This is a genomic window from Deinococcus wulumuqiensis R12, assembly GCF_011067105.1.
Taxonomy (GTDB): domain Bacteria; phylum Deinococcota; class Deinococci; order Deinococcales; family Deinococcaceae; genus Deinococcus; species Deinococcus wulumuqiensis.
In genome coordinates this window covers 1,960,449-1,977,245 of record NZ_CP049357.1, presented here as the reverse complement: position 1 = coordinate 1,977,245, position 16,797 = coordinate 1,960,449, and the positions used below count along the sequence as shown (strand labels likewise).

General features: G+C 68.8%; 19 protein-coding genes. 14 read left to right on the top strand and 5 right to left on the bottom strand.

What is annotated here, in order from left to right; genetic code table 11:
• Positions 1–13 precede the first annotated feature (13 nt).
• Positions 14–1,582, bottom strand: coding sequence for a carboxylesterase/lipase family protein (locus G6R31_RS09590; protein ID WP_017870067.1), 1,569 nt, complete (start codon positions 1,580–1,582; stop codon positions 14–16).
• A 159-nt stretch (positions 1,583–1,741) separates the two neighbouring features.
• On the opposite strand from G6R31_RS09590, the gene mazE reads away from it, so the two are divergent.
• The 3 genes from mazE to hrpB are packed head-to-tail and all read left to right on the top strand — an operon-like array spanning position 1,742 to position 4,856.
• Complete coding sequence (mazE, locus tag G6R31_RS09585; RefSeq protein ID WP_017870068.1) at positions 1,742–2,032, top strand: type II toxin-antitoxin system MazE family antitoxin; 291 nt, start codon at positions 1,742–1,744, stop codon at positions 2,030–2,032.
• Positions 2,029–2,307 (top strand): type II toxin-antitoxin system VapC family toxin, encoded by a 279-nt coding sequence (locus G6R31_RS09580; protein WP_017870069.1) that lies wholly within the window; start codon positions 2,029–2,031, stop codon positions 2,305–2,307. The genes mazE and G6R31_RS09580 overlap by 4 nt, the downstream gene beginning before the upstream one ends.
• Positions 2,304–4,856, top strand: coding sequence for an ATP-dependent helicase HrpB (gene hrpB, locus G6R31_RS09575; RefSeq protein ID WP_025567506.1), 2,553 nt, complete (start codon positions 2,304–2,306; stop codon positions 4,854–4,856). The genes G6R31_RS09580 and hrpB overlap by 4 nt, the downstream gene beginning before the upstream one ends.
• A gap of 44 nt (positions 4,857–4,900) precedes the next feature.
• Here hrpB and G6R31_RS09570 read toward each other — a convergent pair whose 3' ends face one another.
• The 4 genes from G6R31_RS09570 to ddrA form a co-directional block, all read right to left on the bottom strand.
• Complete coding sequence (locus G6R31_RS09570; protein ID WP_017870071.1) at positions 4,901–5,125, bottom strand: hypothetical protein; 225 nt, start codon at positions 5,123–5,125, stop codon at positions 4,901–4,903.
• Positions 5,126–5,179: 54 nt separating this feature from the next.
• The gene (locus G6R31_RS09565) at positions 5,180–5,953 is read right to left on the bottom strand and encodes a methyltransferase domain-containing protein (RefSeq protein WP_017870072.1); all 774 of its coding nucleotides are present in this window, start codon (positions 5,951–5,953) and stop codon (positions 5,180–5,182) included.
• 120 nt (positions 5,954–6,073) lie between these two features.
• Complete coding sequence (locus tag G6R31_RS09560; RefSeq protein WP_017870073.1) at positions 6,074–6,253, bottom strand: hypothetical protein; 180 nt, start codon at positions 6,251–6,253, stop codon at positions 6,074–6,076.
• The gene (ddrA, locus tag G6R31_RS09555) at positions 6,250–6,876 is read right to left on the bottom strand and encodes a single-stranded DNA-binding protein DdrA (RefSeq protein WP_017870074.1); all 627 of its coding nucleotides are present in this window, start codon (positions 6,874–6,876) and stop codon (positions 6,250–6,252) included. The genes G6R31_RS09560 and ddrA overlap by 4 nt, the downstream gene beginning before the upstream one ends.
• A 190-nt stretch (positions 6,877–7,066) precedes the next feature.
• On the opposite strand from ddrA, the gene hisB reads away from it, so the two are divergent.
• From hisB to G6R31_RS09500, 11 genes are all read left to right on the top strand, one after another.
• Positions 7,067–7,654, top strand: a complete 588-nt coding sequence (hisB, locus tag G6R31_RS09550; RefSeq protein WP_017870075.1) for an imidazoleglycerol-phosphate dehydratase HisB — start codon at positions 7,067–7,069, stop codon at positions 7,652–7,654.
• 183 nt (positions 7,655–7,837) lie between these two features.
• Entirely contained in the window at positions 7,838–8,656 is an 819-nt protein-coding gene (locus G6R31_RS09545; protein ID WP_017870076.1) for a hypothetical protein, read from the top strand.
• On the top strand, positions 8,653–9,309 hold the full coding sequence (gene hisH / locus G6R31_RS09540) for an imidazole glycerol phosphate synthase subunit HisH (RefSeq protein WP_017870077.1): 657 nt from the start codon (positions 8,653–8,655) through the stop codon (positions 9,307–9,309). Before G6R31_RS09545 ends, hisH begins: the two co-directional genes overlap by 4 nt.
• Positions 9,310–9,436: 127 nt before the next feature.
• Positions 9,437–10,198: a 50S ribosomal protein L25/general stress protein Ctc gene (locus G6R31_RS09535; protein WP_017870078.1), complete on the top strand. Its 762-nt coding sequence runs from the start codon at positions 9,437–9,439 to the stop codon at positions 10,196–10,198.
• Between the two features lie 124 nt (positions 10,199–10,322).
• Entirely contained in the window at positions 10,323–11,516 is a 1,194-nt protein-coding gene (locus tag G6R31_RS09530; RefSeq protein ID WP_017870079.1) for an NAD(P)/FAD-dependent oxidoreductase, read from the top strand.
• 21 nt (positions 11,517–11,537) lie between these two features.
• Positions 11,538–11,900 (top strand): MGMT family protein, encoded by a 363-nt coding sequence (locus G6R31_RS09525; protein ID WP_017870080.1) that lies wholly within the window; start codon positions 11,538–11,540, stop codon positions 11,898–11,900.
• A 45-nt stretch (positions 11,901–11,945) separates the two neighbouring features.
• Entirely contained in the window at positions 11,946–12,611 is a 666-nt protein-coding gene (locus G6R31_RS16875) for a c-type cytochrome (RefSeq protein ID WP_152423564.1), read from the top strand.
• 732 nt (positions 12,612–13,343) lie between these two features.
• Positions 13,344–14,756, top strand: coding sequence for an RtcB family protein (locus G6R31_RS09515; protein ID WP_017870081.1), 1,413 nt, complete (start codon positions 13,344–13,346; stop codon positions 14,754–14,756).
• A gap of 123 nt (positions 14,757–14,879) precedes the next feature.
• Positions 14,880–15,524, top strand: a complete 645-nt coding sequence (locus G6R31_RS09510; RefSeq protein WP_017870082.1) for a response regulator transcription factor — start codon at positions 14,880–14,882, stop codon at positions 15,522–15,524.
• Positions 15,517–15,771, top strand: coding sequence for a hypothetical protein (locus G6R31_RS09505; protein WP_025567496.1), 255 nt, complete (start codon positions 15,517–15,519; stop codon positions 15,769–15,771). Before G6R31_RS09510 ends, G6R31_RS09505 begins: the two co-directional genes overlap by 8 nt.
• Complete coding sequence (locus tag G6R31_RS09500) at positions 15,771–16,604, top strand: serine hydrolase (protein WP_017870084.1); 834 nt, start codon at positions 15,771–15,773, stop codon at positions 16,602–16,604. The genes G6R31_RS09505 and G6R31_RS09500 overlap by 1 nt, the downstream gene beginning before the upstream one ends.
• The last annotated feature ends 193 nt before the right edge of the window (positions 16,605–16,797 follow it).

The window sequence follows — 16,797 nt, the reverse complement described above, 5'->3', positions numbered from 1 at the left end:
AGGGGAGTGCCGCTCAGGGCCGCCCCTCCGCCGCGTTCCAGTAGTCGCACTGGTGCCGCCCGTCGAAGTTGGGTTTGAGTGCGCTGGCGCCGGGCTCGAGCGTCATCACCTGCGGAAAGGCGGGGTTCAGGGTCGGCCACACCGTCAGCCCGAGCGAGGCGGGCTGGCCGCTGCGGGCAAAGTTGGTCCAGTATTCGCCCATTTGCGCGGCAAGCTTGGCCTGTGCGGGCGAAAATTGCGCCGGGTTCGCCACGCCGACCACCGGGGTGTCGAGCACGTAGGCGAGTTCGGCGCCGTGGTAGGCACCCAGGTTCGGCACATTGACTTTCCCGGCCAGTTGCAGGGGGGGGCGGGGGTCGCTGAATTCGTAGAAATACGTCGGCATTCCGGCGCCCGCGAGTTTGCCTGCCAGCCACGAGGTCGGGCAGGCGAACACCTGGTCGGTGAGCAGCCGGGTCACGGCGCGGATGGGCTGTTCGTCGCTGCGCAGGGGGTAACGCCCGCCGAGTGCCCGCGCCTGCAAGGGATGGATGAGGGTCAGCCCGGCCCGGTACAGCGCCCGGCTGCCGCGCAGCAGCTCCGGGAGGTACGGCTCGAAAATCTGCCCCTCGTCGCGGTTGATGCCGAGCAGGACGGCGACCTTCAGCCCCTGGCCCTGGGCGAACACGTCCTGGGGGCGCCGGGGAATCAGGGCGTCTCCGTAGACCGGCGGCAGCGGCACCGGGTCAACGGGACTGCGCCCGGTCAGCCGCACCGCGTCGAGTTCGGCCCGGCTCTTGCCGCGCAGACAGGCCGCCACGTCGCCCCGGTCACAGCGCAGGGCACGGGCGAACACCTCCCCCTTGCGCCGGGCGTCGTTCAGCGGCGTGTGAAAGATGGGCGCCGCGCACGAGCCGCTTTGCAAGATGGCCTTCTGAAACAGCCCCGCCGCCGAGGGCGCCGCCAGCAGCGTGCAGATGGCCGCCGCCCCCGCCGACTGCCCCGCCAGGGTGACATTGCCCGCGTCGGCGCCGATGCTCGCCGCGTTCTGCCGCAGCCAGCGCAGCGCCCCGAGAAGGTCGTGCAGCCCGGCGTTGCCGTCGGTCACGCCCGGCACCGCCAGGAACCCGTAGAGGCCGAGGCGATAGTTGACCGTCACCACCACCACGCCACGCTCACGGGCCAGCGCCGAGCCGTCGAAGAGGCTGGCGTCGCCCCCGGTGAAAAAGCCGCCGTGCACCCACACCACCAGCGGCGCGTTTTTTGCGTTCGGCGGGCGGTAGATGTTCAGTGTGAGGCAGTCCTCGCTGCCCGCGCCCCCCTGGGCACACACCGGCCCGAAGGCGGTGGCGTCGTGCGTTCCCGACCAGACCGGCGGCTGCGGCGGCTGCCAGCGCAGCGGGCCGACCGGCGGCGCGGCGAAGGGAACCCCCAGAAACTGCTGCACACCGTCGGTCGCTTTACCGCTCAGCGTCCCCTGCTCCACCTGAAGCTGCGGCGCGGCGGCCTGCGCCAGTCCGAGTGGGGCCAGTCCGAGTGGGGCGAGTCCAAGTTGAGCCAGTCCCGCGAGCGTCAATGTGGTCCAGGCCAGCCAGCGTTTCACCGCTTCAGTATTCGTGGCGGGGCATGAGGAAGGGTCAGACGGGGGTCAGGGAGAGGTCAGAGAGGCCCGCTCCTTCGTGTTGCCGGGGCCTTCCCCCCTTCGCCCGCACGGAAGGCAAAACTTCCCTTTGTCGCGTGCTGCGGTCGCTACACTTGCCCCATGACCACGCACGACGCCCGCATCGAGAACGGCAAGGTGGTGCTCATACGGATTCCGCTTAATTCCTGCACAGTCGGGAAAGCGCCGCCTGTGCATCCATATCGCGGAATCCGTATCACCCCCGAGCAGGCCGCCGACCTGGGCCTGCGCGAAGGCGAGGTGCTGCCGGTGACGGCGCCGCCCGCAGAGGTGCAGGACAACCCTTTCGCCCGCTGGATCGGGACGCTGCCGCCGCTGCCTGACGGCGAAGATTCGACGCAGTTCTACCGCCGCCTGCGGGACGGAGAATGACCCCGGACAGCACCGCGCTGGACGCCAACATTCTCAGTGCCCTGCTGCGTTCCGAGGCGAACGCCCTGCCCATCTCGCGGCGGCTTGCGGCCCTGGCGTGTGAGGGTTCGCTGATCGTTTCCCCGGTGGTCCACGCCGAGCTGCTCGCCGGTCCCGGGGTCACGCCCGATTTCGTCATCGGTGCCCACGCCCTGCGTCGCGGTGACGCCCTCTTCACCGCCGACCCACAGCATGACCGCCTCGGCTTTCCCTTTCTCCCGGTCCTCACCCCATGACCCTGCCCGACCACACCCTGCCTATCCACGCGGTCGTTCCTGGGGTCAAGGCCGCGCTCGCCCGGCATCCCCTCGTCGTGTTGCAGGCGCCCCCCGGCGCGGGCAAAAGCACGGCGCTGCCGCTGGACCTGCTGGGGGAAGGCTGGCTGGCCGGACAAAACATCATCATGTTGCAACCTCGCCGGGTGGCGGCGCGGGCGGTGGCGGCGCGGCTGGCCGAGGGGCTGGGCGAGGAGGTCGGGCAGACGGTGGGGTCGCGCGTGCGCTTCGAGTCGCGGGTGTCGGACCGGACCCGGCTGGAAGTCGTCACCGAGGGCATCCTGACCCGCCGCCTGCAACGCGACCCCGAACTGGCGGGCGTGGGGCTGGTCATCCTGGACGAGTTCCACGAACGCTCGCTGAACGCCGACCTCGCCCTGGCCCTGCTGCGCGAAGTGCAGGGCGCCCTGCGCGACGACCTGCGCGTGCTGGTGATGTCGGCCACGCTGGACCCCGGCCTGCCCGCCCGCCTCGGTGCGCCGCTGGTGGAAAGCGCGGGCCGGGCCTATCCGGTGGAGGTGCGGTATCTGCCCGCCGACCCTGCGGGCCGGGTGGAGGACGCCGTAGCGGGAGCCGTGCGCCGCGCCCTGGACACCGACGAGGGCGACATTCTGGCCTTCCTGCCGGGCGTGCGGGAGATTCGGGGGGTTCAAGGACTCTTAGCGGGAAGTGGTATTGGTCTGGACGCCCCCCCTCCCCGGCCCTCCCCCGCCGGTGGGGAGGGAGAAAAAGTCGTGCTCCCCCTTTACGGCGACCTGCCCCTCTCCGAGCAGCGCCGCGCCCTGCTGCCCGACCCCCAGGGACGGCGCAAGGTGGTGCTGGCGACCTCCATCGCCGAAACCTCGCTGACCATCGAGGGGGTGCGCGTGGTGGTGGACGGGGGCCAGAGCCGGACCCAGCAGTTCGACCCCGCCAGCGGCCTGACCCGCATGGTCACGGGCCGCGTGACCCAGGACGCCGCCACGCAGCGGGCCGGACGCGCCGGACGCACCGGCCCCGGCGTGTGCTACCGGCTGTGGTCCGGGCGCACCCAGGCGCTGCTGCCCGCCGCCCAGCCGCCCGAACTGCTGACCGCCGACCTCGCCCCGCTCACCCTGGAACTCGCCGGGTGGGGCACGAACGACCCCGCCGAGTTGCCCTGGCTGGACGCGCCGCCCCCCGCCCGCATCCAGACCGCCCGCACCCTGCTGCGCGACCTGGGCGCCCTCGACGAGGCCGGGCGCCTGACCCCCGCAGGCAAGCGGCTCCTCGACTTTCCGACCCACCCCCGGCTCGCGCATCTGCTCTCGGGGGCGGACGACGCGGCGCTGGCGGCGGACGTGGCGGCGCTGCTCGAAGAACGTGACCCCCTCCCGGGCGGCTCCGGCGCCGACCTCACCGAGCGGGTGGAGGCGCTGCGGGCGTGGCGGGCCGGGGACCGGACACGGGGGGACGCGGCGGTGCTGGAACGGGCCGAGCGCCTGTCCAGGCAGTGGCGCAGGCTCCTGAAGGTCCAGCCTGATAACGCGGCCCCCGACCCCTTCGCGGTGGGCGACGTGCTGGCGCTCGCCTATCCCGAGCGGGCGGCGCTGGCCCGCGAAAACGTGACGGGGACGCGAAAGGGCCGCTTTCTCCTCGCAGGCGGGCAGGGCGCGGCCTTGCCGGAAGGCGACGCGCTGGCGGGTGCCGGGGCACTGACCGTCGCCCACCTCGACATGACGGGTGCGGAGGGCCGCATCTTCCTCGCCGCGCCGCTGGACCCCGCGTGGCTCAGGGCGCGGGCGACGTGGCAGGACACCGTGCGCTGGGACGCCCGCACCGGCACCCTGCTGGCCCAGCAGGAACTGAGGCTGGGGGCACTCACGCTCGACACCCGCCCGCTGCGCGACGTGCCCGCCGAACTGAAGGTGAGGGCCGTGTCCGACGCCATCCGCGCCGAGGGCCTCCACCTCCTGAACTTTTCGCCCGCCGCGTCAGCGTTTCGCGCCCGTGTGGAGTCGCTGCGCGAGTGGCGCGGCCCGCACGAGACGGAGCAGGAGTGGCCCGACCTGTCGGACGCTGGTCTGCTCGCCACGCTGGAAAGCTGGCTGGGGCCGCAGCTGGAGCGCGTCCGTACCCGTGACGACCTCGCCCGGCTGGACCTGTTGCCCGCGTTGCAGGCCCTCTTGCCCTGGAACCTCACCCGTGAACTGGACGAACGGGCGCCCACCCACCTCACCGTGCCCAGCGGCAGCCGCGTGCGGGTGGAATACCGCCCCGGCGAGGCGCCGATTCTGGCGGTCAAGTTGCAGGAACTGTTCGGCCTCGCCGACACGCCGGCGGTGAACGGGGGCCGCGTGCCCGTGCTGCTGCATCTGCTCTCGCCCGCAGGCCGCCCGGTGCAGGTGACGCAGGACCTGCGCTCGTTCTGGAACAGCAGTTATTTCGAGGTGCGCAAGGACCTGCGCGGGCGCTACCCCAAACACCCCTGGCCCGACGACCCCTGGACGCATGAACCGACGCGCTGGACCAAACGGCGGGAAGGGAAATAAAAACTCCGCCCTGAGCGGGGCGGAAGTGCATTCACGAGGTGCGCTTATTTGCTGTCGTTGCTCTTGTCGTACCCATTGGCCTTGTTGCCCTGGCCCTGATTGGGCTCGTTGCTGGGGCCGCCGGGGGTGTGGGGCTCGGTGGCGTCGTCGCGGTAGGCGGCGCCGCCATTGGGCTGCTGCTGGTTGCCGATCTGCTGGTGGCCTTCGCCCTGGCCAGCGTTCTCGTTCTTGTCGGTGCCGTTGTGATGCTTGTTATCCTGGTGAGCCATACCCGAGTGTATTCGCCGCAGCGGCCCGGTAGATTTGCGGCGCCGCAACAGGCGTTAAAGTTCAGGCCGCGTCGCCACGAACAGCACCCGCGTGAAGGCGTAGTACACCCGCTCGCCGGGAAACTCGGCCTTCAGTTTGCTCCGGTAGGCGTCCAAGAACCGCGCTCCGTCCGCCTCCGACAGCCGGGAGAGGTAGGGGACCAGCGCGGTGCCCTTCGTCCATTCGATTAATCCCTCCGCCCCGCCGAGCACCACGGGATACACCCGGCTGAGGGCCGTCACGTCCGCCGCCCCCAGCCCGTCGAGCACCTCGGCATAGGCGGCGGGCGTCAGCACCGGCGAAGCCCCGTGCGCCGTGCCGAAGCGGGTAAAGCCGCCCAGTTCGGCCTCAAACTCACCCGCCGTCTCGGTCAGCAGCCGGTGCGAGGCGTGGTCGTGGTTGGCCGGAACCTGCACCGCCAGCACCCCGCCGGGGTTCAGGTGTTCCCACAGCCGCGCCAGCAGCCGGGGATGGTCGGGCAGCCACTGCAAGGCGGCGTTGGAATACAGCAGGTCGAAGCTGCCGCTCAGGTTCTGAATCTCGCCCTGTTCAAAACGCAGGTTAGGAAGCTTTGCCGCCGCCCTTGCCAGCATGTCCGCGCTGCTGTCTAGCCCCAGCACTTCCGCCTGGGCGAACCGTTTCGCAAGTTGCGCCGTCTGCTCGCCGGTCCCGCAGCCGAGGTCCACGACCCGCGCATAGGGCAGGTCGGGAAGCATCGCCTGCAGGTCCCGTGCCGGGGCGCTGCGGGCGGCCTTGAACTGGTGGTACTGGTCGGGGTTCCAGGTCATGCCGGCAGCATAGGGGACGCGCGGCTAGAGTGTACGTACCAGAGTGGTGACACTAGACCTATCAGCAAAAAGCCCGTCCACCACGGAACGGGCCAGGATTTTGCGAAAGGGGCGCTGGGATCAGAACAGCCGCGACAACGCGCCGCCAAGCAGGGTCAGCAGCCCCAGGTTGACCATTGCCCAGCCGAGGTGCGGGGCATCGGGCAGCCGGGCAGGAGAGACGCGGGCCGCCATGACCGGTTCGGTGACGGAGGGGGCCGCCCCCCCGCGCAGCTCGGCGGATGTCAGGCTGCGGGTCATGCGGCCCTCCCGCCCTGCACCGGGCCGGTCGGCACGGGACCTGTCGGCACCGGGTGAATGCTACCGAGCGCGGCCTTGAGGTGCTTGTAGACCTCGCGTTGCAGGTCCAGGTCCTCGGGCAGTTCGTAGCGCAGCTGCTCCATCGCCTGCACCAGGTGGGCGCCGCCGGGCGAACGTTCGTGGTCGGGCCGCGCCCACTCGGGCAGCTCGGGCAGTTGCCTGGGGCCGCGCCGCGCGTCGTCCCAGTCGGCCCACTGCTTGGGCAGGTCGTAGAGGTAACGCCCGATGCCGAACTGCACCGCGCAGCGCTTCAGGGCGTCGCTCGCCGCCGCCTTGTACGCGGCGCTGCTGCCCTCGGGCGCCTCGCCGATATCCTCGCGGGTCACGCCGAGGACGGTCAGGCGGCCCTTGACGGTGGGGCTGGGCGCCCCCTGCACGACCTCCATTTCGAAACTCCACTCGTCGGGGCAAATGGCGTCCAGCCGGTCCTGGACCGTGCGGGCATCCACATGCGCCAGCAGCAGGGCGCGGGTGCGCTCGGCGTTGAACGCGGCGGGTTTCCAACTCACGGTGTGAGCGGGAAACGGGGCTTGAAGTCGTTTCTGGACATCGCTCAGCTTCATGCGTTTAGTTTATAACAGAATCGAATTACGGTCAAGGCGTAATGGGTGGAGGGCAGATGGCAGATGGCAGATGGCCCACGGCAAAGAGCAAGAGCAGCATTTTGACGGTTTGACCTTTCGACGGTTAGACCATCACCTGCCATGCAGATGTTTGGCGGCCTCCGGCGGCTCCGGCTCCTAGACTCCTGGCATGTCCCGCGCCGCCACCGTTCATCGCCGCACCAGCGAAACGGACCTCACCGTCCGCCTCGACCTCGACGCCCCGGCTTACGACCCCCCGGCCACCGGACACGGGTTTTTCGACCACATGCTCGACGCGCTTGCCCGGCACAGTCGCCTCGGCCTGAGCGTGTCGGGCACGGGCGACCTGCACATCGAGCCGCATCACCTCATCGAGGATGCCGGCATCACGCTGGGGCAGGCGCTCACGCAGGCGCTCGGGGACCGCCGGGGCATCGAGCGCTACGGGTCGGCGTTCGTGCCGATGGACGAAACTTTGGCGCATGTCGTGGTGGACCTCTCGGGCCGGGCGCACCTCGAATTTCACCCGGAACAGCTCGACGTGTACGGCTCTGCGGGCGGCATGACCCACTACCACCTGCGCGAGTTTCTGCGCGGCTTTTGCAACCACGGCGGGGTCACGCTGCATGTGCGACTGCTCGCAGGCCGCGAGGCGCACCACGTCATCGAGGCGGTCATGAAGGCCTTTGCCCGCGCCCTGCGCGACGCGGTGGCGGTGACTTCGGACGCCCTGCCAAGTACCAAGGGGAGCCTGTAATACGGTTTTAAGGAGATGGACGGGCATCCGGCGCCTTTCCGGATGTTCGGGAATCGGATTAAGACCGTATTTTTTCCATGCGCTCCGCGCAAAATTGCGCCCGGACATGTCCGGGACTCAATTTGAAACCGTATAAGGCCAGCCTCTCACGTCCGGTCAGCGACACCCTGTCAGTCTCCGCTTATGCTCAGACCCCTGTTCACCCTGGCCCTCGCTGGCGTTTCCCTCGCTTCCGCCGTCTCCGGTCCCTCGGAATCCCGCGTGCCCCGCGCCCAGGAAGCCGACGCGGTGATTCGGGCGGTGTGCAGCGGAAAAGTAGACCTGGGGCGGCTCAACGGGTGCAAGCAGATGGTTTATGGGGGCCGCGCCAGCGAGAGCATCGGCAACGCTAAGTTTGGTGGTGTGCTGAGTGCTGTCTTGGAAGGAGCTTTCACCGCACCGGGTCAACGGGAAATGCTGGCGACCTTCTGCCCGGAGACGGAGGGCTGCCCCGGTGAAACGGTGCTGCTGCGGCAGGTGCGTGGGCAGTGGCAGCCGGTCAGCCTCGTGCCGAACTTCCTGCCGTTTCAGTGCCTGACCTATCCGCGCAAAAACGGCACCCAGGCGGCGGTCTGCCTGGGCGACAGTGGTCGGAGGGACGCCATCGGCAGCGCCCTTGAAATCGCTTCCTGGACGGGCGGCAAGTTGAAGGTGGAGACGGTGGCACTGTTTCCCTACCTCTCCTACGCCAACCCGAAATCGGAGCAGTGTCGGGGCCGCTGGGACTACCAGCCCCACGCCTGGAGTGACCGTGACCGTAACGCTGACCGCGTGCCCGACCTCTCCATCATCGCGACGCTGGACATTTATAAAGGCGGCCCCGAACTCTGCTCCCCAGCTACCCCGGAGCGTCTCAGCGTGGGTGGAGGACGCCGCGACCTCACTTTCGTCTGGACAGGTGAAACTTTGCGGCCCACAGGCACGACTGCCGCCACACTGGAGAAGTACGCTGGGGGGCGATGAGCGCCGCCCCGGTTCGTGCAGCCCCCGAAGTCCTTCTCCTCGATTACGGCGCGGGCAATGTCCGCAGCGCCGCCCGCGCCCTGGAACGCGCCGGAATGACCGTGCGGGTGTCGGACAATCCCGCCGACGTGCCGCATGCCCCGGCGCTGGTGGTGCCCGGCCAGGGCCACTTCCGGCAGGTGATGGAAACCTTCGACCGGCACGGCTTTCATGCCCCGGTGATGGACGCCGCCCGCGCCGGGGTGCCGCTGCTCGGCATCTGCGTGGGGATGCAACTGCTGTTCGACGGCTCGGAGGAAGCGCCCGGCGTGCCCGGCTTGGGATTGATTGCGGGGCAGGTCAAAAAGTTTGGGGCGGCCCCCGAGCGCAAGGTGCCGCAGATGGGCTGGAACGCCCTGCAAGCCCGGGGCGACTCGCCGCTGCTGCGCGGGCTGGGGCCGGACGCCTACGCCTACTTCGTCCACTCGTACTACGTGCCGCTGGACACTGCGGTGGAACACGGCGCCGTGACGAACTACGGGGTGCCCTTCTGGTCGGCCATCAGCCGGGGCAACCTGCACGCCGCGCAGTTTCACCCCGAAAAGAGCGGCGCGGTGGGGCTGGCGCTGCTCTCGAACTTCCGGCGCGAGGTGGCGGGCGGCGGTTCCCTGTAAGGGGCGCCGTCTGCTACACTGTCACGGTTGCACGTCTGCCCCCGCCCCCGGCAGCTTCCCCGGTACTGCCTGCCGATGCGTGGCGCACCCCGGACAGACGGCGAAATCGCAAGGAGACACCGCCACTATGGAACTGAACGCCCAACCCCGTACCCCCAAGCAGAAGCTGGCCGAAGGCATGATCGCCGCCGTCGCCTACAACAAGGAAAAGAACGTTTCCTTCGCCATCGACCGCAAGGCCTTCGACCGCGCCTTCCGCCGTCAGAGCACCACCGGCCTGTTCGACATCACCGTCGAAGGCGGCGAAACCTTCCCCGCGCTCGTCAAGACCGTGCAGATGGACAAGCGCAAGCGCACCCCCATCCACGTGGACTTCTACATGGTGACCTACGGCGAGCCGATTGAAGTCGGCGTGCCCGTCCACACCACGGGCCGCAGCCAGGGCGAAGTCCAGGGCGGTCTGGTGGACATCGTCGTCCACAACCTGCAGATCGTGGCCCCCGGCCCCCGCCGCATTCCACAGGAACTCGTGGTGGACGTGACCAAGCTCGGTATCGGTGACCACGTGACCGCCGGCGAGATCAAGCTGCCCCAGGGCTGCACCCTGGCCGTGGACCCCGAACTGACCGTCATCAGCGTGCTGCCGCCCCGCCTGACGAGCGAAGAACTGGAAGCCGAAACCCAGGCGGCTCAGGTGGCCGGTCTGGTGGCTGCGGGCGAACTGTCCGAGGAAGCTGCCGCTGCCGTGCTCGAAGGCGAAGCCAGCGTGGAAGAGGCCAAGGCCGAAACCGCTGCCGAGGGCACCGAAGGCACCGAGGGCCGCAACCTCGACAAGGACGACCACGCCGCCGAGGAAAACCGCAGCGAGAGCGGTCAGCAAAACGGCTGAGCCGGAGTCCCGCACTGGCCGCGCCTTCCCGCTGAGGGGGGCGCGGCTTTCTGCTGCCCGTAAAAGGGCGGGAGGCGTCAAAGGGTCGGGGGCCTCGCCGGTCACCGGCCCTACAATCGTCCCTGTGGACCTCCGCACCGGCACCCCCTTCTGGCCGCTCAAGAGTGGCCTCATGCACACCTACCCGCCGCTGACCGCCGACCTGGAAGCCGACGTGCTGGTCATCGGTGCGGGCATCACGGGGGCACTGCTGGTCGATGCCCTCTCGGCGGCGGGGCTGAGCGTGGTGGCGCTCGACCGCCGGGACGCCGCGTTCGGCAGCACCAGCGTCAGCACGGCGCTGCTGCAATACGAAATCGACACCAACCTGCGCGACCTGATTCCGATGATGGGGCAGGACCGGGCGGAGCGGGCCTACTGGCTGTGCCACGAGGCCATAGACCTGATTGGGCGGCTGTGCGCCGAGCTGCCCGACGACTGCGGCTTTTGGCGGCGCGGCAGCCTCTACTCCGCATCCAGCCGCAGCGACGCCCGGATGCTGCGCGACGAACATGCCGCCCGCACCCGCGCCGGCTTCGAGGTGGAGTGGCTGGACAGCCGTGACCTGAAGTCGCGCTTCGGCATTTCGGCGCCTGCCGCACTGCTCAGCCGTCAGGGGGGAGAGGTGGACCCCTATAGACTGGCCCAGCACCTGCTGCAGCGTTCGCAGGCACGCGGCGCCCAGGTCTTCGACCGCACCGAGGTCCGGCAGCTCGACGAGGAGCGCGGCGGTTTCGTGGCCCACACCGACCGGGGGCCGAAAGTGCGGGCACGGCACACGGTCGTGGCGAGTGGCTACGAGGCCGAGCAGTTCCTGGGGCGGCGGCTGGCGTCCCTCAAAAACAGTTACGCGCTGGCAAGCGAGCCGCTGGCCCACGACCCCTGGCCCGAGGGGTGCCTCATCTGGGAAACGGCCCGGCCCTACCTCTATGCCCGCACCACCTCCGACGGGCGCGTGGTGGTGGGCGGAGAGGACGACGATTTTCACAGCCCGGCCCGTCGTCAGCGGGCGCTGGAACGCAAAAAGCGGCGACTGGAGCGCAAAATGGGTCGGCTGCTCGGCCACGAACTCGAAACGGCCTTCGCCTGGGCCGGCACCTTCGGGGAGACGAAGGACGGCCTCGCCTACATCGGCCCCCAGCCCGGTTCCAGGCTGCTGTTCGCGCTGGGGTACGGCGGCAACGGCATCACCTACAGCGTGCAGGCGGCGCGGCTGCTCACGGCCCACATCCTGGGGGAGCCGACGCCGGACCTGGAGCTTTTCCGGCTGGACCGATAAAGCGGCTAGACTCGCGGGCACATGACCGGGACTGCGCCTTCCCCTTCCGACCTGCGTCAGCGCGTGCTGGCGCTGGTGGCCCGCATTCCGCCGGGCCGGGTGATGACCTACGGCCAACTGGCGTTGCTGGCCGGGCAGCCCGGCGCGGCGCGGCAGGTGGGTTTCATCATGAACGGGGTGCTCAAGGAGGGAGAGGTGCCCTGGCAGCGCGTCATCAATGCCCAGGGCCGGGTCAGCACGCACAAGCTGGGCCTCGGTGAACTTCAGGAGGAACTGCTGCGGGCCGAGGGCGTCGAATTCGACGACACGGGCCGCTGTGACCTGGCCCGGCGGCAGTGGTGGCCCGAAGATGAGGACGCGGCCCCGCCCGAGCGTCTGCTGTGACCTGCGGGACAGCCTGACCATGCGGTAGGCCGTATGCTGTACCCCATGAAGATGAGCCAGAACCGTTGGACGGCGGGCAATGCCCTGTCCTGGGCCTTGGGTGTGATGCTCGGCCTGATTGTCGGCGTCGCCCTCCTGATCGCCATTCCGCGCATGATGTTCACCCCGACGGTCTCGGGCGACTCCACCCAGCCGCCCACCGCCGCCGCCCAGACCGGCGACAGCAGCGGCGCGGCCACCACCACCGAGCAGCCCGGCGCCACCGACGAAACCGGCATGGCGTCGGGTCAGACGAGCGGCAACGCGGCCCAGGGCACTGCGGCACAAGGTACTGGGGCAGAAGGCACTGGGGCAGAAGGCACTGAGGGGGCTGCGGCGGCAGGTGCCGGGGCAATGGCTGGTGCAGGCGAGCAGAGTGGCAGCACTGCGGGCAGCGAGGGCGCTGAGGGCACTGCGGGCGGCTCGGCAGAGGCCGGACAGCAGTTCTTCGGGGGCAGCTGCGCGGGTTGTCACGGGGCCGAAGGTCAGGGCGGCGTGGGTCCGGCCCTGAACCAGGCGGCGACCTGGAGCGACGCCGAGTTCACCACGGCGCTGCGTGAAGGCCGCACCCCGGAAAAGGAACTCAGCCCCGTCATGCCCCGTTTCACCGAGGCGCAGCTCAGCGCCCAGCAGGTGGCCGACGTGCATGCCTACGTCAAGAGCCTGTACTGATACGAGGCGGAATTCTTCTTCGGAGATGGCGGAAAATCACCGTCATCTCCTTCGTTCTATTCCCGCGCATTTTTCTTTGATGCGCCCTGATCGGAACAAGAGATACGTGCCCTCTCTCCTGTTCAAAGTGGGATGATACGGATTCCGATTGAATCCAGCAGATTTCTGGATTCAATCCGACTGAAAGGAGTAGGAAAAGATACGGATTTCGCGATATGGATGCACAGGCGGTGTAGTTCCGACTGTGCAGGAATTTAGCGGAATCCGTATGAGCACTCTCCTTTTTGCCTGCCCCCGCCGCGTGGTGGGGGCCTTTTTTGGTCGGCTCTAGGCTGTTTGCCCCCGCTGTCCCTGCGCCACTTGGCCGATGCAGGGGCCGCACGCTCTAAAGGAAAATGCAACGCCGTGGGGTGGCCGGAGGCGGTCCGGACAGGCAACATCAGGCATTCGCACGTCCTGCGTCCAATGCCCTAGAGCGTTTGGCCCATCGCTCAGTCTGAGCGATTCGACCACAAGAGGTATCATACGGATTCCGATTGAATCTGGTCGTTTCAGATTCAATCCGACTTGCAAAGCTGCGCAGCAGAGCGGATGCGAGTAGGAAAAAATACGGATTCCGCGATATGGATGCACAGGCGGCGCTTTCCCGACTGTGCAGGAATTAAGCGGAATCCGTATCAGCCGACCGGAGAAGCCGGAAAAGGCACAGCCACATCACAAAAGCGAGACGACATGAACGGCAAACACATCACCAAACTCGGTTTTGAAGGCAAAGCGGTGGGCCTCGCCCTCACGGCGGCGAAGTTGCGCGAGGACGCGGGGGTCAGCCGTGGGGACATCCTCGACGAGCTGCAAAGTGTGCAGAATTATCCCGAACAGTACCGGGGGGGCGGGGTCTACGCCGACCTCGCCGCGCATCTGCTCGAGCAGCAAGCGGCGCAGCAGTCGCGCCAGAGCGCCAAACTTCGCGCCGCGCCGCTGCCCTACCGCACCTGGGGAGCGGACCTGATCGACCCCGGCGCCCATGCCCAGATGGACGTGGCGATGCAGCTTCCCGTCTCGCGCGCGGGCGCCCTGATGCCCGACGCGCACGTGGGCTACGGCCTGCCCATCGGCGGGGTGCTGGCGACCGAGAACGCGGTCATTCCCTACGGCGTGGGCGTGGATATCGGCTGCTCCATGATGCTGAGTGTCTTTCCGGTGGGTGCGGGGAACGTGAGCACCGACGAAGCCCGCTCGCTGCTGCTCAAGCACACCCGCTTCGGCGCGGGCGTCGCCTTCGACAAGCGTGACCGGCTCGACCACCCGGTGCTGCACGAAGCGACCTGGAAGGAGCAGCCCCTGCTGCGTCACCTGTTCGACAAGGCGGCGACCCAGATCGGCACCTCGGGCAGTGGCAACCACTTCGTCGAGTTCGGGACCTTCACGCTCGCGCAGGCCGACCCGCAGCTGGAAGGGCTGGACCCCGGCGAGTATCTGGCGGTGCTCTCGCACTCCGGCTCGCGCGGTTTCGGGGCGCAGGTCGCGGGGCACTTCACCGGCGTGGCGCAAAAGCTCTGGCCGCAGCTTGACCGCGAAGCGCAGAAGCTCGCCTGGCTGCCGCTGGACGGCGAGCCGGGGCAGGCCTACTGGCAGGCGATGAATCTCGCGGGCCGCTACGCGCTCGCCAACCACGAGCAGATTCACGCCCGCCTCGCCCGCGCCCTGGGTGAAAAGCCTCTGCTCCAGGCGCAAAACAGCCACAACCTCGCCTGGAAACAGGTGGTGAACGGCCAGGAACTCATCGTTCACCGCAAGGGGGCCACCCCCGCTGAGGCCGGGCGACTGGGGCTGATTCCCGGCAGCATGGCCGACCCCGGCTACCTCGTGCGCGGCAAGGGCCACCCCGAAGCCCTGGCGAGTGCCAGTCACGGCGCGGGCCGGCAGCTCGGGCGCAAGGCCGCCGAACGCTCGCTGGCGAAAAAGGACGTGCAGGCGTACCTCAAAGACCGGGGCGTGACCCTGATCGGCGGCGGCATCGACGAGGCGCCCCAGGCCTACAAGCGCATCGAGGACGTGATCGCCCGCCAGCGCGACCTCGTGGACGTGCTCGGCGAGTTCCGCCCCCGCGTGGTGCGGATGGACACCGGCAGCGAGGACGTGTAGGGCAGAGGGGGAAGAGGGGAGGGCAGAGAGAGGAGGGACAGTCGGCGCGGGCCGCTTCTTTCCTCGCCACCATCTGTAGGGCCTGCCTCCTTGTGCCCCACCCGCACGCCGTAGACTCGGCCCATGATTCGAGTCCTGCTCGCCGACGACCACGCCCTCTTTCGCCAGGGCCTGCGCAGCCTGCTGGAATCGGAGGGGATGCGCGTCATCGGTGAGGCCGCCAACGGGCGCGAGGCCGTGCGCTACGCCGCCGACACCCAGCCCGACGTGATTCTCATGGACATCCAGATGCCCGAACTCGACGGGGTCAAGGCCACCCAGAGCATCCTCGAAATCAACCCGCACTCGCGCGTCATCATGATCACCATGTACCGCCAGGACCGCTACGTGTTCGAGGCGGTCAAGGCCGGGGCGCGGGGCTACATCCTCAAGGACGCCGACGCGGGCACCCTGATCGACGCGATCACGCGGGTGGCGGCGGGCGAGGCGCTGCTCGACGCGGACATGGCCCAGAACGTCCTCGACGATTTCCGCGACAAGCGCGAGGAACTGCCCAGCGAGAAGCACGCCGACCTCAACGAGCGCGAGACGATGATTCTCAAGCTGCTGGCCCAGGGCTTTTCCAACCAGGACATCGCCCTGCGACTCGACATCTCGGAAAAGACGGTCCGCAACCGCCTGTCCGAGATTTTCACCAAGCTGCAACTCAACAACCGCACCCAGGCCGCGCTGTACGCCATTCGCGAGGGCATCGCCAACCTTGAGTAAGCGCCGGGCACCCCAGACGACGGTGGTTCGCGCCGCGCCCGCCCAGCCCTACCGCGCCGGCTGCGGGCGCGAGTGGGACGTCGCCAGCAGCGAGCCCGACCTCGCCTACACCGAGCAGGCGTTTCCCGAGTGCCCGACCTGCCCGCACCGGGTGGAGCCGGAAGGAACACGGCCCTTTTGCACGTTGCGCCCGGTGGGAACGGCCCACCCCTTCGCCGCGCTCGCCGGATTGCAGTTGCCGGACTGATGCCCGACTTCCAGGCTGAACTGCGCCGCGCCGACTATACCGGAGAGGTGGGGCTGCTCGTCACCGACTTCGGGGGCCGCGAACTGTATGCCTGCGCCGCCAACGCGCCCTTTCCCTCAGCCAGCACCATCAAGCTGCCACTGCTGCTCATGGCGCTGGAACAGGCTGGGCGCGGCGACCTCGACCTGGCGGAGCGGGTGACCCTCCGTGCCGAGGACCGCGTGCCGGGCGCCGGGGTGCTGCATGAACTTTCGCCGGGGCTGACGCTGACCTGGCAGGACGTGCTGACGCTGATGATTGTCGTCAGCGACAACACCGCGACCAACCTGCTGATCGAGCGTCTCGGTCAGGACGACTTCAACGCCTGGCTGACGGCACGCGGCCTGAACAGCACCCGGTTGATTGGCCTCCTGCAACAGCCGCCCGAGCGCCAGAACGCCGCCCAGCGTCGGGGCGAACGCAACCGCACGTCGGCGCGGGATCAGGTGGCGCTGCTGCTGTCCCTGTTGCGCGGCGATGGGCTGACGCCCCAGATGCAACAACTCGGCCTCGACATCCTGGGCCGTCAGCAGGTGCGCGACCTCATTGGGCGCGGCATTCCAGCTGGGCCGGACGGCGCGCCGCGCTACCGGGTGGCCTCCAAATCGGGCGAACTGCGCGGCGTTCACCACGACGTCGGCCTGCTCTGGACCCCGCGCCCGCTGGTGGTGGCGCTGCTGTCTCAAGGTGGGGAAGACCCGCGTGAGCATCCGGCCAACCGGGACGTGACCCGGCTCGCGGCGGCGCTGTGGCCCCTGCTCGCCGGGCTGGGCAGGGCGGAGCAGGAACCGTAGGCTGGCACCATTTTTCTCACGTTGGGGGACATTTAACCGCGCGGTCAGGGCGGAAGATGTCACTTGCCGAAGTGTCGCTGCTGTGGGTACGGAAATGCCGCTGGGAGCGCGTTTGGCGCGTGCTATGCTGGTTTGCGAGACTCAGGCCGCAAGGAAAACAGCAGCGCAGCTCAGCCGAGCCGAGCGGGCCAAC